At 72.0% G+C, this 15,085-nt stretch carries 14 protein-coding genes and 1 tRNA gene; 5 read left to right on the top strand and 10 right to left on the bottom strand.

Annotation, left to right across the window (positions count from 1 at the left end; all coding sequences use genetic code 11):
* The first annotated feature begins 197 nt into the window (after positions 1 to 197).
* Positions 198 to 782, top strand: a complete 585-nt coding sequence (locus tag G443_RS23010; RefSeq protein WP_026419894.1) for a GrpB family protein — start codon at positions 198 to 200, stop codon at positions 780 to 782.
* Between the two features lie 383 nt (positions 783 to 1,165).
* Here G443_RS23010 and G443_RS23015 read toward each other — a convergent pair whose 3' ends face one another.
* Both G443_RS23015 and G443_RS23020 read right to left on the bottom strand, forming a co-directional pair.
* Complete coding sequence (locus tag G443_RS23015) at positions 1,166 to 1,795, bottom strand: GyrI-like domain-containing protein (protein WP_026419895.1); 630 nt, start codon at positions 1,793 to 1,795, stop codon at positions 1,166 to 1,168.
* Positions 1,713 to 2,312: a PadR family transcriptional regulator gene (locus tag G443_RS23020; RefSeq protein ID WP_051314253.1), complete on the bottom strand. Its 600-nt coding sequence runs from the start codon at positions 2,310 to 2,312 to the stop codon at positions 1,713 to 1,715. The genes G443_RS23015 and G443_RS23020 overlap by 83 nt, the downstream gene beginning before the upstream one ends.
* 467 nt (positions 2,313 to 2,779) lie before the next feature.
* On the opposite strand from G443_RS23020, the gene G443_RS23025 reads away from it, so the two are divergent.
* Positions 2,780 to 3,187, top strand: coding sequence for a hypothetical protein (locus G443_RS23025; RefSeq protein WP_035292720.1), 408 nt, complete (start codon positions 2,780 to 2,782; stop codon positions 3,185 to 3,187).
* 661 nt (positions 3,188 to 3,848) lie between these two features.
* Here G443_RS23025 and G443_RS23030 read toward each other — a convergent pair.
* Positions 3,849 to 3,925, bottom strand: a tRNA-Ile gene (locus G443_RS23030).
* A 278-nt stretch (positions 3,926 to 4,203) separates the two neighbouring features.
* Positions 4,204 to 4,704 (bottom strand): PepSY domain-containing protein, encoded by a 501-nt coding sequence (locus G443_RS23035; RefSeq protein WP_051314206.1) that lies wholly within the window; start codon positions 4,702 to 4,704, stop codon positions 4,204 to 4,206.
* Between the two features lie 578 nt (positions 4,705 to 5,282).
* Between G443_RS23035 and G443_RS23040 the strand changes: the two genes are divergently transcribed.
* On the top strand, positions 5,283 to 5,873 hold the full coding sequence (locus G443_RS23040; RefSeq protein WP_026419896.1) for an AAA family ATPase: 591 nt from the start codon (positions 5,283 to 5,285) through the stop codon (positions 5,871 to 5,873).
* 99 nt (positions 5,874 to 5,972) lie between these two features.
* On the opposite strand, the gene G443_RS23045 is transcribed toward G443_RS23040, so the two are convergent.
* Together G443_RS23045 and G443_RS23050 are read right to left on the bottom strand one after the other, a co-directional pair.
* On the bottom strand, positions 5,973 to 7,280 hold the full coding sequence (locus tag G443_RS23045; RefSeq protein WP_026419897.1) for a sensor histidine kinase: 1,308 nt from the start codon (positions 7,278 to 7,280) through the stop codon (positions 5,973 to 5,975).
* A 2-nt stretch (positions 7,281 to 7,282) separates the two neighbouring features.
* Entirely contained in the window at positions 7,283 to 7,969 is a 687-nt protein-coding gene (locus tag G443_RS23050; protein ID WP_026419898.1) for a response regulator transcription factor, read from the bottom strand.
* Positions 7,970 to 8,070: 101 nt separating this feature from the next.
* Here G443_RS23050 and G443_RS23055 point away from each other — a divergent pair, with 101 nt between their 5' ends.
* Entirely contained in the window at positions 8,071 to 8,586 is a 516-nt protein-coding gene (locus G443_RS23055; RefSeq protein WP_155886220.1) for a hypothetical protein, read from the top strand.
* Between the two features lie 116 nt (positions 8,587 to 8,702).
* Here G443_RS23055 and G443_RS23060 read toward each other — a convergent pair whose 3' ends face one another.
* From G443_RS23060 to G443_RS23075, 4 genes are all read right to left on the bottom strand, one after another.
* Positions 8,703 to 10,205 (bottom strand): tetratricopeptide repeat protein, encoded by a 1,503-nt coding sequence (locus G443_RS23060; RefSeq protein WP_026419900.1) that lies wholly within the window; start codon positions 10,203 to 10,205, stop codon positions 8,703 to 8,705.
* Positions 10,202 to 11,614 carry an ATP-binding protein gene (locus tag G443_RS23065; RefSeq protein ID WP_026419901.1) on the bottom strand — a complete coding sequence of 471 codons (1,413 nt, stop codon included), beginning with the start codon at positions 11,612 to 11,614 and terminating at the stop codon, positions 10,202 to 10,204. Before G443_RS23065 ends, G443_RS23060 begins: the two co-directional genes overlap by 4 nt.
* A gap of 272 nt (positions 11,615 to 11,886) precedes the next feature.
* Positions 11,887 to 12,651, bottom strand: a complete 765-nt coding sequence (locus G443_RS23070) for a rhamnogalacturonan acetylesterase (RefSeq protein WP_081715606.1) — start codon at positions 12,649 to 12,651, stop codon at positions 11,887 to 11,889.
* A 184-nt stretch (positions 12,652 to 12,835) separates the two neighbouring features.
* Positions 12,836 to 14,011: a hypothetical protein gene (locus tag G443_RS23075; RefSeq protein WP_026419902.1), complete on the bottom strand. Its 1,176-nt coding sequence runs from the start codon at positions 14,009 to 14,011 to the stop codon at positions 12,836 to 12,838.
* Between the two features lie 455 nt (positions 14,012 to 14,466).
* Between G443_RS23075 and G443_RS23080 the strand changes: the two genes are divergently transcribed.
* On the top strand, positions 14,467 to 14,940 hold the full coding sequence (locus G443_RS23080; RefSeq protein ID WP_026419903.1) for an NUDIX hydrolase: 474 nt from the start codon (positions 14,467 to 14,469) through the stop codon (positions 14,938 to 14,940).
* Positions 14,941 to 15,085 lie beyond the last annotated feature (145 nt).

Below are 15,085 nucleotides of genomic sequence, written 5' to 3' on the forward strand. Positions count from 1 at the left end.
GCCGAGGTGAGGCGCGACGGACGACGAGCTCACGTGATCGCTCGCCCGCCGTGAGGACCGACCCACTCGCCGTCCTGGGAGTGCCGGTCGCAGGCACCGGCGTCCATCTCGCCCCCGCGAACCCCCGCGTTCCAGAAGTCGTTCGCGAGCGGCGCGGCGCGGCGAGGATCCTGTCCGTATCCGAGGAGTGGGGGCGCATGTCGAGTGGAGGCGAGGAACGCCTGGCCGAGATGACCGTCGGGGCGGTCCGGCCGCACAACGCGAGCATCGAGATCGTCGACCCCGACCCGCGGTGGGCCCGGCTGTTCCACCAGGAGGCCACCAGGATCCGGGAGGCACTGGGGGACCGGGCGCTGGCGGTCGAGCACGTCGGATCGACCGCCGTCCCCTCACTCGCCGCGAAGCCGATCATCGACATCGTCCTCGCCGTCGCGGACTCCACCGCGGAGTCCCACTACGTGCCCGACCCGGAAGCGGCCGGGTACGTACTGCGCATCCGAGAACCCGACTGGTTCCAACACCGCCTGCTGAAGGGAACGGCCCCCGACGTCAACCTGCACGTCCTCACCGCCGGTTGCTCTGAGATCGACCGCATGACCGCGTTCCGCGACCACCTCCGCGCGAACGCCGACGACAGGCGGAGGTACGAAGCCGTCAAACGTGAGCTCGCGCGACGGACCTGGCGACACGTCCAGGACTACGCCGACGCCAAGGGGGACATCGTCCAGGAGATCCACCGGGCCATCGCCAGGGGAGGGAAGCCGAGCGGGCCAGGGGGCTGACCGCCGCCGCTCGGAGCGCCCGATCCTCGGGCGTGGGGGCAAGGAATGGCGCGGTAGGCCTGTCCGTCGACCGGGAACCCCCTGCCGTGACCTGGCCGTTCTCGGCCTGCTCGCGTTCACGCCAGGAGGCCCGAGGAGTCCGGCCTCCCACAGGCCCTCGCGGCGCCAGTCCCGCGCCGGCGCTGTCCGCGTGGGACGCGGCCCCGGACCCAGCAGTGCGGAGATCGCCCGACACGAACCGAGCGGCCCACGTCATCACCCGTCCCGCCTGGCCGTCCTTCCGTTCCGGGCGAGGACAGCAGTGCTCCCGCCGGCCGCCCCAAGGCCCGCGTGCGCACGGGTACTCCACGACGCGCCGTGGGGCGACCTGGAACGCTCCCCGCTCAGCCCTCGGCGACGGGTAGGACCGGCTGGCGGAGGATGGTGCGCAGTTTCGCCGGCGCCACCTTCCGGAAGTCACTGAGGTAGATCTCGTGGTGCTTGCCCACCATGCGGAGTTGGTTGTCGGGTACGAACTCGTGGTGCAACCGGTTGAGCACCGCCGTCTCGTCGTCGAAGGACCCGACGTGCAGGGTCTGGACGCACCGGCCCTCGGACAGTGGTTCCAACCGGACTCCGTCGAGGCGAGCCGGCGGCTTCCTCGTCCCGACCTGCCGCACGGCCGTGGTGAACATGTCCTGGTCGATCCAGTCCGGAACCATGATCATCATCGTCCAGTCCCACCGGGACTTGTCCCGTGAGGACGTGAAGGAGTCGAGGTCCTCCGCCCACCACAGGCCTTCCAGCGGCATGACGACGTAGTCCTGCCCGAGGTCCCGCTTGCTCGCCATCTTCAGCTTGTAGGCGACCGGGTAAAGGGCCTCGACCGCCTCCGAGAACGCCGGCGAGGTGTTCGGGTCCCCGTGGCCGTCGACCATCAGGTACCGCAGATCAGGTACGTCGATGATCCGGAACTGGTCCTGCTTCGCCTGGTAGGCGTCGAGGCTCTTCTTGAAGTCGGTCTTGTTCGTCATCGGTCACCCGGACTCGCTCGGCGAGCCACGACCTTTCCGCCTCGAGGAGGCTCAGTGAGTACGAGAAGACCTCCCGCGCCGGGCGCGGGAGGGGGACTGGGGCGCCCTGGGCGGCGCGGATGCCGACGAGGCGCGCCTCCACCTGGGTCAGGCGGCTCCGGAGGGCCCGCGTGTACTCCTCGTCGGAGAGCAGGGGCAGGTTCGCCACTCCGACCAGCAGCGGGTTCGTCGCTGACCGCAGCTCGGTGACCAGGGCGAGCGCGGTATCCCGCGCGGCCTGGTGGCCCTCACTGGTGGCGTGGAAGACCCGTCGGGACTTCGCGGCCGCGGGGGCGTCCGGCACGTGGACGAGCCCGCGTCTCTCCAGCCTGGTGAGCAGGTAGTAGATCGAGGAGAAGCCGATGTCGGTCCACTGGCGGATGCCGCGTTGCTCGATGACCCGTTCCAGGTCGTAGCCGTGCTGGGGCCGTTCGATGACCAGGCCCAGCACCGTCAGTTCCGCCGGCGTCAGCTCCATGAGCATATTCTAGTACTAGAATTACCAGCCTTGGGAGCCCCCTCCTGCGTGCCTGGCGGCCCAGTTCGTCGAGGCGGTGGGGCGGTGGGGGGCACCGACTGGCCCTCCCCCCGCTGTGTGGCCTGATGGGGCGGCGGTAGGCGGGGGTCGTCCAAGGCTGAGGACTCCTCGCTGTGGACACGTCCGTGTGCGGGTAGTCGCGGGTTGTCCTGTCTGACGCCTCGGGTCAGCCCCCATGTCAGGAGGTCAGCTCATACTCTGTTGTCGTCGTCGGAGGCGTCGGTGAGTCGGGGTCGATCGCGCGGAAGACGATGGTGGCCGAGTGGGAAACTCACTCGATGGCTTGTGTGGCCAAGAGCCATCGAGCTGTCTGCGGCCTGGTCACATCGATGGACCCGTGTAGGTGATTGGGCTGGCAGACCGTCGGAGACGTGCGTGGAGAAGATCGACCGACCACGGAGGATAAGGTGTCGAAGAACTGGGCGGAGGTCGCGTACGCGGTGAATTCCCGAGCGCGGGAGCTGTCCTTGAAACAGAAGGAGATATCGGACAGGTCTGGTGTGTCGCTGGCGATAGTGCGAGAAATTCAGCAAGCTCGTATTGAGCGGCAACGCAATCCGCGGACTTTGGAGGCCCTCTCGCTGGCACTGGAGTGGCATCCCCGTCACCTGACGGCTGTTCTGAACGGAGTGACGCCGCCTAACATCCCGGCCACCAAGGTGGCCCAGGATCCGGTGATCCCACTGCTGAACACCGTCATCCGGGAACTGAGGGGATTGCGGGCGCAAATCGGACTGCTGAGCAGCCGGCTCATCGATCTCGAGGGGTCGCGGTCGCCGACCAGGGAGAACAACAAGGAACGAATGGTCGACTGACTCTTCCCTCGCAGCTGTGGGGATCGGTCAACGCGGTACTCGCACCAGTGTCCAAGCGCGGCTCGCTGAGGTGGCGGCGAGGACGGGTTCAGCCGGGTGGCGGGTCGGAGCTGTCGCCCGCGCGGAACAGCTGAAGGCGGCAGGGACCTCGGCCGGGCCCACGAGTTGATCCCGGCTTCGATCGGGGTGCCAGAGCGATCGGCACCAGTTCGAGTTCAGCGGCACCGTCGTCTCCTCGGCCCCAACGTCCGATCAGGACGGAGCCCGTACGGACTTTCAGGATCTTCACGTCCAGGTCGACTCGGGACGTTCGAGGTCCGCCGTCCGCAACCACTCATCCAGGACCTCACTGAACGGCACGGCGGAGGTCACGGAGTTCTGCTGGTCCACCTGGTCCGTGAGGCGGGTCAGTGCCTTCTCCGCTCGCTTCCAGGTGGCTCGGTCGATGCCACTGATCGTTTCTCAGGGGTAGGCGGAGCGTCACGAGGCTGTTTCCGCGTTGAGGACGACCGGTAGTGCGGTGGAACCATTGCTCGAGGCGGTCCCGGGCTCGTGCTTCGCCGCGTCCACGACTCGTGGCCCCGGGTAGATCTCGCACCCAGAAGTCGCGCCCCCGGTCGACTCCGACGAGGCTGGTCGGATCGTTCTCCCTGGTCACGGGTGGTGGGGCAGGTGGGGCTCGAACCCACGGCCAAGGGATTATGAGTCCCCTGCTCTGACCAACTGAGCTACTGCCCCCAGTCTCCCGTGATCGCTCCTCGGCCGCCGGGACGGGCGGGAGCGAACGCGGCCCGATCCTAGCGGAGCGCGTACGGGCATTCACAAGCCCGCCGACCATGGTGATCCCGGCTCGGCGGTCCACAGTGGGACGTCCACCCGCTGGCCGGCCAGGGCTTCACCTGCTGCTCAGCCACGCACACGTGCGGAAGGCCGGTGCCCAGCGGCACCGGCCTTCCTCGGTGAGCGACTCGAAGCGGCCTGTTCGGGCCTGGCTGCCGGATCTACCCGGCTGCTGCTCAGTCGTCGTAGTCGTCGTCGTCCCGGTCCTCCTCGTAGCCGATGATGTCGCCGCTGGCGGCGTCGATGTCGATGTCGTACTCCATCCGGTCCTTGCGGAGTTCGATCTCCCACTCCCACCGGCCGTCGTCCTCGTCGAGTTCGACCTCGGTCACCCGGGCGCCGGGGACGCGCTCCAGGGCGATCCGCTCGGCCTCCTCGCGGCTGATCTTCGGTCCGCCCTCCCGTGCCTCGGCGCTGGTGGCCTCCACGGTCTCCACGGACCTCGGGTCCCAGTCGTCCCGGTCGTCGTGGCGGTCGTCCCGGTCATCGCGGTCGTCCCAGTCGTCGTCCCGCTCGACGTTGTTCACGGCGGCGTTGCCGGGGTTCTCCCAGTGCTGCGCGCTCGCCGCCGGCACGGTCTCGTTGTTCCCGCCGTCGTTGAGCGCCACGGCCGTGCCACCGATGGCGAGCAGGCCCACAGCTCCGACAACCGCGGCGACCATCTTCGGGTTCTTCATGGTGGTTCCCTTCCTTCTCCTGGTGGGTCCCGAGTCGCTGTCCGGCTCTCCCGGCCTGGTCTCGGGGGTGTTCCCCTCGGTGTGGGACCAAGATTGCCGTTCCCGGTGATAGGGCCGCGCTGTCTGACTCCTAAGGGGAGGTAAAGATCGGCGGAGGCGGTCGTGCGACCGGTGCGTGAACCACGCTCCAGTGCTGTGACCTGCTGGTTTGCCTGGTCCGCCCGGTGTGGTGGCGACATTGGCTCGCGGGCTCGTGGCGTCCTCGCGGGCTTGGCGGAACAGGACGCGGCCTTCGGGGTGCACGGCCCGAGGAGGAGCGGGGCGTGCGTCGCGGGAGCCCGCGAAGCCGATGGGCTCGCTCGGCCGTCCGAGGCCGTGCCCGGCGGCCCGGCGGCCCGGCGGCCCGGCGGCCCGGCGGCCGGGCGGCTCGCGTCGCCTGTGGTGCCGCGTCGGACCGGATGTCGGGGTGGCGCGGGCGTTCGAGGGCGAATGGCGGCGGCGCGGAGGAGAAGCGCGCTGCGGGTGATGGCGCTGGGTGTTCGTCCGATCGCACCACGTGGGCGGTAGTCTGCGCGTTCATGCTGATCTGGATCAACGGGCCGTTCGGCGTCGGGAAGACGCAGGTGGCCCACGAACTGGAGCACCGCCTGCCCGGGAGTTTCGTCTGCGATCCCGAGCAGCTCGGTTTCGCGTTGCGGCGAATGACTCCTCCCACCCGGCGGGGTGACTTCCAGGACCTGCCGCTGTGGCGGCGTGGCGTCCGGGAGTTCCTCTCCGGCCTGGTCGAGGACCACGACGGGCACGTGATCGTGCCCATGACGCTGATCAACCCGGACTACCACGACGAGATCGTCGGCGGGCTCCGGCGGAACCACCCGAACCTGCGGCACGTCACGCTGCTCACCTCGGAGCAGTCGCTGCTGCGCCGCATCCGGTATCGGGGTGAGGGGAGGGCGAGTTTCGCGGCGGGGCAGGCCCGGCGCTGCCTGGACGTGCTGAGCACCCCCCAGTTCGACGTCCACGTCGACACCGAGCATCAGACGATCGCCGAGGTGGCCGAGGACATCGCGGAGCACTGCGGTCTGCGGTTGTCCGACAGCGCCGAGCACCCGGTGCGGCGGGCCGTGCGCAGGGTGGGGGTCCAGCTGCGGCACGTGCGTTTCGACTAGGCGTGGCCCGCCGTCCTCAACCCCCGCCGTCCCCGACGTGGGCCGGTCCTGCCGGTTGGCTGTCCGGGGCGGCGTCGGCGGGGTGCGGGTGGGGCGGGGTCAGTCGGGGTCGGGTGGGCCGAGCCGGACGGTGATCTGGGCTCCACCCCAGCCGGAGGCGCCCAGGGACATCCCGCCGCCGGAGGCCTCCGCGGTCCTGCGGGCGATGTCGAGGCCCAGCCCGGTCGACCCGCCTTTGCTGTTGCCCCGGTCCAGCACGTGCCGCCCGGTGTTGACGCCACCGAACCCGGTGCCGGCGTCGGCGACGACGAGGACGGCTCCGCCTTCAGGCGCGGGGCGGAGCCGGACCGCGAAGGAGGTGCCCTCCTCGGTGTGCGCGAAGACGTTGCCGAGCAGGGAGTCGACGGCGGCGACCAGGTCGCCGGGGGAGACGCGGACGAGCAGTGGCCCCGGGGCGAGGTCGAGTTCGACGTGGCGTTCGGTGTCCTCGGCGAGCACCGACCAGAAGCGCACCCGCTCGGACACGACCTGTGCGGCGTCGCAGGCCACTCGGGCCGCGGTCTGCCCGTCGCCGCCGCTGCGCCCCCTGGCGTCCTGGATGACCTCGCTGACGGCGCGTTCCAGTTCCTCGACCAGCCCCTCCACCCGGCGGGCCTCCTCCGGCGACCGCAGGCCCTCCGCCTCCAGTTTGAGGGCGGTCAGCGGGGTGCGGAGCCGGTGCGAGATGTCGGCGACCGTTTCCCGTTCCTGTTGGAGCAGGGTTTCGATCTGACCCGCCAGGTGGTTGAGGGCCAGTCCGACGTCCCGCAGTTCCTTGGGGCCGGCCGGGTCAGCCCTGGCCTGGAGCTCTCCCCGGGCCAGCCGGTGGGAGACGGCGGCCAGCTGGGTGGTGGGTCGCACCAGGGAGGTGGCCAGCCGGTCCGCGACGAGCGCGCTGACCGCGAGCAGCACCACGGCCAGCAGGACGAGGATCAGCACGGCCCGGTCCACGCCCCGGTGCAGGACCTCGGCGGGCACGTGGGCGCGCACCGCCGCCTGCTCCCCGGTGGAGTCCTGGGCGTTGACCAGCAGCTCCATCCCACCGTCGACGTCAGCGGTGAAGGTGTGGCCGCGGAGGGCGAGGTCCACCGACTCGGTGCGCTCGGCCGGCTCGCCGACCGTGGTCCCGTCGGGGAGGAAGATCGTCAACTGGTGGTCGTCGGACAGGTTGACCCGCTCGACGGCGAGGCGGATGACCTCGGGGTCGGCGGTGGCCAGCAGGGAGCTGAAGGACTGCGCGTCGACGTTGGCCGCGTGCAGCGCGCGGTCCTCGGCGACGGTGCGGACCAACAGGGCCAGCGGCACGAGGAACGCGACCAGGATGAGGGAGGTGGTGGCGGCGACGAGCAGGGCAAGGCGTCCTCGCATGGTCACGCCCCGCCCGGTGCGGCCAGTTTGACGCCGACGCCTCGGATGGTGTGCAGGTATCGGGCCTGTTGGGCGGTCTCGCCCAGTTTGCGGCGGAGCCAGGACAGGTGGACGTCGACGGTCTTGTCCGCCCCGCCGTAGGGCACCTGCCACACCTCGATGAGCAGTTCCCGTTTGCTGACCACGGCGCCGGCATGGGCGGCCAGGTAGTGCAGCAGGTCGAACTCGCGGGGGGTGAGGTCGAGTGGCCGCCCGTCGAGGCTGGCTTCCCTGGAGCGGGCGTCCACCCGCAAGCCGCCCACGGTCAGCGCCTGGGCGGGGGCTTCCTCCCCGCCTCGGCGGAGCACGGCGCGGATGCGGGCGTCGAGCTGGCCGGCGCTGAAGGGCTTGGTGACGTAGTCGTCGGCTCCGGCGTCGAGGACCGAGATGATCTCGGTCTCCTCGTCGCGGGCCGTGGCGACGATGACGGGGACGGTGCTCACCGCCCGCAGCATCCGCAGCAGTTCCCGGCCGTCCATGTCGGGGAGCCCGAGGTCGAGCACGACCAGGTCGGGTCCTTCGGACACGGCCAGCCGCAGGCCGTCCATCGCGGTGTGCGCGGAGGCGACGGCGTGGCCTCGTTCCCCGAGTGCCCTGGTCAGTGCGGTACGGATCGTCGGGTCGTCCTCGACGAGCAGAAGGTGCGCCACCCCCGCACGCTATCGGAGGGCCGAGGCGGCCGGTACGCCTCTCACCGAGGGCTAGGATCGTCTTATCCCGGCGTTAACCCGGCCCGCGCGAGAGTGTGATGGTGAGAAAAGGCCTTTCGAATCGGACCAGGTTCGCCCTGGGTGCCGCTGGCTGGGCCGCCGGCGCCACCGCCGCGACGGCGGTGGGCATCGCCGCGGTCGGCGCGATCGGCGCCGGGATCGTCGACGACGCTCCCCGCGTGTTGGACCAGCAGGCGATCAGCTCCCGGTTGACCTCGCAGACGGCGAACCAGCCCGCGCCCTCCACCGCGCCGGCCGTGCCCAGCACCTCGGCGGAATCGGGGCCGGGGGAGGATTCCGAGCCCGTGGACACCGGGCCGCCTCCACAGCGGAAGGTGATCGGGACCCCCGGCGGTTCGCTGGCGGTGGAGTGCGTCGGTGACCAGGCCCGGTTGGTCAGTTGGACCCCGGACCAGGGTTTCCACGTGGACGCCGACGACGTGGAGCGAGGCCCGGCCCGGGAGGTGTCCCTGGAGTTCGAGTCGGAGGACGTCGACATCGAGGTGGACGTGGTGTGCCAGGGCGGGGTACCGGCCGCCTACTTCGAGGAGGACTGACCCTGACCCGGGGTCCTGGCTGTCCGCGCCCGGCCCCCGGGTGTCCGGGTGTCGTGACCTGCCGGAAGTCCTGCCGTCCCGGTCTCCCGTCCCCGGGTCGTGGGCCGCGCGGCGCCTCAGCGCTGGCGGCGGCCGGACAGGCGCTGGAGGGTGACGATGACCCCGGCGAGGAACAGCCGTAGGACCCGGCAGTAGGTGACGACGATGAGCAGGCCCAGGCCCACGAACATCAGCGCCGGGTCCAGCGCCGGGTAGGCGAGGGACGCCAGCACCCAGAGCGGTCCGGTCAGCGCCCCGCACAGCAGGGTGACGGCCACCAGCACGTGGCCCAGGTAGGAGCGCCGGTCGGCTCCGGCCCGGGCGGCCAGGTGGGCCCGGACCACGCGGGGGTGGCGAGCGCGGACCACGGCCAGCAGCGGCACCACCGACAGCGCGACGCCCAGCGGCGGGTACCACCATGTTTCGGACTGTTCGCCCAGCGCGGTCAGCAACACCAGCGGGGGGAGCGCGAGCAGCGTCGTCAGCCACGACTGGCGCCACAACCGGACGGGTTGGGCGTCGTAGATCCGTTCGTCGCGTTGCCGGCGGATGGCCAGGACCGCGACGGCGGTCGATCCGAGGGCGATCGCCAGGATGACCCGCAGCAGGGGGGTGACGTCCCCGCCCTGGATCAGCGAGCCGATCCACCACCCCGTGAGCAGCAGCGTGTTCAGGCAGGTCACTCCGACGAGACCGGCCAGCACCCGGCGGGTGCGCAGCAGGATGCGCAGGTATCCGCCGAGGCCCCGCTGGTAGCGCTGGTGCTCGCTCCACAGGTGCAGGCCGAGCAGGGCTGGTAGCGGGGTGGCGCCCAACGCCACCCACCGGCCGGCGTGGTCGGGGAGCAGCAGCGCGAGGACGAGCAGCAGGAGGGTCGCGGCGGCGGTCACCATCGGCGCCAGCCGGGCGGTGAGCCAGCCCAGCCGCGCCAGTTCGGCCTCCGTGGCCCGCTGCCCCGGCGCCACGGTCAGCAGCGCCCGGAAGGTGGCCATCGCCTGGCCGACCCGGGCCCGGTCGGACTGCACCTGGCCGAGCAGGAACAGGGCCTGGTCGTTGTGCGGGTCGATCGCCAGCGCCGCCCGCAGCGCCTCCTCGGCCTGGTCACGTCGGCGGTTGAGGAGGGCGAGCCGGGCGAGCAGCAGGTGCGGTCCGGCCTCGGTGGGGCCGAGCCGGACGCACTCCTCGGCGGCGGCCACGGCCTCGGGGAGCCGTTTCCGCTGCAGGGCCAGCACCTCGGCGAGCCGCGAGTGGGTCTGCCAGACGTGGGGGTTGTGGCGGACGGCCTCCCGGGCGGCGACCTCGGCGTCGGCGAGGCGGCCGAGGCCGACGAGGGCCCCGCTGCGGAGCCGGTGCCCCCAGTCGTCCCCGGGGGCGCCGCGGACGGCGTTGTCCGCGGCGACGAGGGCGCGCTGGAACTCGCCGTTGCCGACCAGCGCCTTCGCCAACTGCCCCCAGAGGACACCGTCGGAGGGCCATGCGGCGAGCCCGGCCTCCAGCACGGTGATCGCCTCGGAGGTGCGGCCCAGGTCCAGCAGCGCCTCGGAGTGGGTGAACAGCGTGGTGGGGTCGGCGGCCGTCATGCCATCTTTCTCTGCTTGAGGTAGGCCAGCAGGTCGTCGTACTCGCCGTTGGCGTTGGCGAACAGCGCGACGTTGCGGGCCGACTCCAGCCAGGGGCCGATGGACGGCTTGACCTGGCGCAGCGCCACCTTCATGTCCTTCATCGTGATGGGCCGCGCCCGGCCGAGGCGCATCGAGTCGGCCAGGGCGAGTTCGGCGGCGGACTCGACCAGGTGGCCGAGGTCGGCGCCGGAGAAGTCCTCGGTGCGCTTGACCAGCAGGTCGAGGTCGAGGCCGTCGACGGGGCGGTCCCGCAGCTTGCCCTGGAGGATCGCGGCCCTGGCCGGGCCGTCCGGCGGCAGCACGAGGACGGTGCGGTCCAACCGGCCGGGGCGGCGCAACGCGGGGTCCACGTCCCACGGGTGGTTGGTCGCGGCGAGGATGAACACGCCGGTGTTGTCCTCGGTCGCGGAGTCCATCTCGGTGAGGATCTGGTTGACGGCCGATCGCAGTCCGCTCCAGCCGGAACCGATGCCGGACCGGCGGTGGCCGATGGCGTCGACCTCGTCGAAGAACAGCAGGCAGGGGCTGTTGCGGCGGGCCGCCCTGAAGATCTGTTCGATGTTGCGTTCGGTCTCGCCGAGGCGGGATCCGAGGATGTCGGCGAGGCTGACGGTGCTGAAGCTGGCGCCGAGTTCACCGGCGACCGCCCGGGCGATGAAGGTTTTGCCGCAGCCGGGGGGCCCGTAGAGCATCAGGCCGCCGCGCAGGCTCTTGCCGAAGGCCCTGGCCAGTTCGGGGTTGCGCATCGGCCCGAGGAAGGCCATGTCCAAGCGTGCCTTGACCTGCTCCAGACCTCCGACGTCGGCCAGGGTGATCTGGCTGGTCTCCAGGTCGAGCGCCGGTTCCGGGGGTTCCTCGTCGTCGCCGACGACGTGGAGGCGGGGCGGGCTGGTGGGTGCGGGCCGTTCGGCGGCCGAGTCGAACCTGGTCGTCGTGGGGCGCAGGGGTACGACGGGCCGCTCGCCGGACGGCTCGGCTCCGCCGGGGCCGCCCCGCGTGGCGTCCTGACCGCTGGCCGGCGAGGTGGGGGTCGCCCCGGGCGGGGGAGGGGGCGCGGTCGGTGGCGGGGCGACGGCTGGTGTCGCGTCGGGCGGTGGCGTCACGGGCGGGGCGGCCGGCGGGGTGGCCGGGGGCGGCGGTGTCGGGGCGGCCGCGGCGCCGGTGAGCGCGGCGGACGCTCGTCCCAACAGGCTGAGCGCCTGCGCGTTGCCGGGATCGGTCTGCAGCACCACGGTGCAGTGGCTGAGCGCGCCCGTGGCGTCGTTCCTGTCCAGCAGGAGCTCGGCCACGTGCAGCCGCAGCGGGACGTCCTGGGGGGCGGCGGAGACCGCGGCGAGAAGACTCGTCAACAGCGGGTCATCGGACACTCGCGAGATCGTACGCCGAACGGGTGTGATGGCTGTGGTGTGTTGACGAATACTCACCCTTCGTCATGGGATCAGGTGTGGATGGCTCGATGTGGGCACGCGCGCGACCAGCCGGTCTCCTGGCCGGCGCTCGGGGCCCGAGGACGTGGGGCTCCCACGGCTCCGGCCGCTGAACCCGCACGGGGTCGTGCCGCCGTCCGGCCTGCCGCGCCGCCCAACCCCAGCACCGTTCCGCCGACACCAGGACGGTCGAGATGCGACACCGGGGACCGTCAGCCCGCCCCGAGCGCGGCCGCCGGTCGCACCTCGGGCCACCCGACTTCCCCGGCCTCCATTTCCCGGTCCAGACCCCGGACGTCCTCCTCGGACAGCACCCCCAGCCGGCGCAGGGCGGAGACCAGCATCCGCGCGACGACCACCGCCCCCGACCCGGTGAAGTGCGTGTCGTCACGGACGCCCTCCGGGTGGTTCGGGCTCTCGCCGGGCGCCAACCAGAGGAACACCTCCCGCGCGGTGCGCTCGGGGCCCAGCCGGTCCCAGCGGGCCCGGCTGATCCGGGCCAGGTCCACCGCGCTGGCCCCCGTGGCGGCCGCGACCTCCATCATCGCCGCCGGGTAGGGCCCGTGCGAGGTCCCGGCCCGGCCCCGCTCGTCGAACACCCGCCGCTCCACGGAGGTCACCAGCACGGGCCGGGCTCCCCGCCGCTGGGCGCCGTCGACCAACAGGCGCAGGTTGTGCCGGTAATCGGTGTCCGCCGGGGCGTACCGCGCCGGGTCGAACGCCTTGTGGTCGTTGTGACCGAAGGAGACCAGCAGCAGGTCCGAGGGGCGGAGCAGGTCCAGGGCTGCCGCGCCGCGTCCACTGTCGAGGAAGCTCTTGGTGCTGGCCCCGGGCCAGGCGGTGTTGCGCACCGTCAGGTGCGGTCGGAGGAAGGCGGGCAGGGCCTGCCCCCAACCCGCCTGCGGGGCCTCGTCGGCGGCGTAGGTGGCGGCCGTCGAGTCCCCGACGACGACGAGGGACCGTGGCTGTCCGGTCATGCGACCTCCCGAGGACGCGGCGGCGGCGAGGGGTGCCGATCATCCTTTTTGTACTGACACCCCCTGACCGCCGGCGCCGGTTCGTGGGACTCGTGGCCCGTGACGGCCACCCGCCGGACCGCGCGCACCGCCGGCCCTGCCCGCCGCTGGGCCCCTTCGTGGCCCGCCCTCGGGGTCGGCGGTCTCAGTCGGCCAGCAGCGGCCACACCGCGCCGCTGAGCCGGGAGGCGCGACCGCACAGCTCGTCGAACCCGGACCCGCCGTAGACGCCCAGGGTCAGGGCCTCGCGGTGCGGGCCGGGGACGGTGGCGTGCGCGGGGTGGAACTCGCCGCCCTCCGCGCCGAGGACACATCCTCGGTAGCCGGGGCGGATCGTGACCCGCTGCTCCCGGGTGGGGCGCCCGTGCAGGGTCCTGGTGGCTCCTCGCAGGGCGTGGTTGCTGGTCAGGGACAGGGCGACGGCGGGTTCGCCGGCGGTGAGGTCGTCGGCTCCCCACACGCAGCCCCGGCCCATCGGGTCGACGTCGTGCCACTCACCCGAGGTGCGGGCGACGGCGCGGACCCGGTCGACCGGCAGCAGGCCGCACATCCGGCGGGCGATCAGGCTGTCCGACCCCACCGGCAGGTGTCGTGCCGAGCCGTCGGCCACCCGGTCGACCGCGGCGTTGAGCAGGACGTGGGTGAGGCGGCAGGTGTCGTCGCGGTCGGAGGACACGGGAACACCGTCCGAGGGCAGGGTCGTCACCCGGACGACGAGCCCGTCGGGGAACACCCCCTCCCGCAGGCACATGCCGGTCGCCGCGCTCCAGTACTCGACCACCCAGGCCGAGCCGCGGGCCCCGACCGCGAGCAGTGCCGCACCGGTCGGGTCGGCGTCGTGGTCGACCTGGACCTGGGCGGTCACCTCCTCGTCCGCTGGCAGGGTCACCGTCAGCAGGCAGTGCGTCAGCCGGGGTTCGACGGTCACCAGCTCGGGCTGCTGGAAGTCGAGGTCCTCGACGGCGACCAGACCGCACGGGTCCAGGGTGGACAAGCTGCCCAGCCCCCGCGTGGTGGCGTCCCGGGGCACGGGGACCTCGTCGGCGTGGGGGCCGGCGTCGTCCTCGGTGCGGGTGGTGGAGGAGTCGGAGGAGGTGGTGGGCGCGGCGGAGGGAGCCGGCGACTCCTCGGGATCCGTCAGGGGTTCGGCGGAGGGAGTGGTCGCCGGAGGTGTCGCGGACGGGGTCGGAGCGGCCTCGCCGACACCCGCGTCCGAAGCCGGGGGGCCGGCGGTGGAACATCCCGTGAGGACGACCGCGACCACCGCCAGGCCCGCCGCCGCGCGCCGGTGCCGGTCGAGGAGCGTGAACCAGCGGGACATCGGTTTTCCCCTGTCCGGTCGGGGCACCGGCCTGGTCGGCGGGGCACGCGAAGACGGTACGACACCATTCGAGCCAGCGGGCGGGTGTCGGGGTACCGCCGCCCGCCCGCTCGGACGTCAGCCGTTCGGCGGCTGCCGCTGCGGCGGCCGGCGGTGTCTACTGGACTGGGGTGGTGCGCGTGCACCCGGATCCCGGGGTGCCGTGCGCCGGCCGCCGGGCATCCCGTCGTGGGCCCGAGCGCGCCAAGAACGGCCCGGGAGCGTGTCCGAAGCGGACCCGGCGGGCCGTCCCCGTCCCCGTCCCCGGAGTGCGTGTCTGTGAGCACTTCTTCGGGCTCCACCGCGCGGAACTGAAGTGGCCCCAGGCGTAAGAATTTGCTCCAGCTCCACCTTGCGCTCATGGCGTCTCATCGATCTTGGACGTCGGGATAGGGTCCGGTGGGAGGTGCGGGGGAATGAGTGTCCGGCTGGCGGCGTACGCCGTGTGCATCGAGGGCGGGCGGGTGCTGCTCGCCCGTCACGTGCCGCCGAAGGGCGAGAGCAACTGGATTCTTCCGGGTGGCAGGGTTGAGCACGCGGAGGATCCGTTCGACGCGGTGATCCGGGAGGTCGCAGAGGAGACCGGCTGCGATGCGGTGGTCGAACGGCTGCTGGGCGTGGACTCCCGGGTGATCCCCGCGGCCGAACGTGCCATCCCCGGTGGACCGGAGCATCACAACGTCGGCGTCTTTTACCAGGTCCGTGTCACCGGCGGCGAGCTGCGGCCGGAGCCGAACGGCGAAATCGCTGAGTCGGTCTGGACTCCGATCCCCGATGTCACTCGCCTGCGCCGGTCATCGCTGGTCGATGTCGGCCTCGCCCTGGCTCAGACGCTTCCGGCGACTGGCCACGTCGCTGCCGTCCCGGTCGGCGGCCTGATCCAGCACTGAGGCGCGATCAACATCCGAACTGGCTGCTCCGCGGGCGGTGCCATCGCCAGTGGATCGGCAGGCAGGTCCGCGACGTGCCCTCTTCGGACTGAATGCACTGGTCCGTCCACCCGACCGCTGCCGAGGAGGCTCTCCCCCCACCGCC

Source organism: Actinoalloteichus caeruleus DSM 43889, from assembly GCF_000429185.2.
Classification (GTDB): domain Bacteria; phylum Actinomycetota; class Actinomycetes; order Mycobacteriales; family Pseudonocardiaceae; genus Actinoalloteichus_B; species Actinoalloteichus_B caeruleus.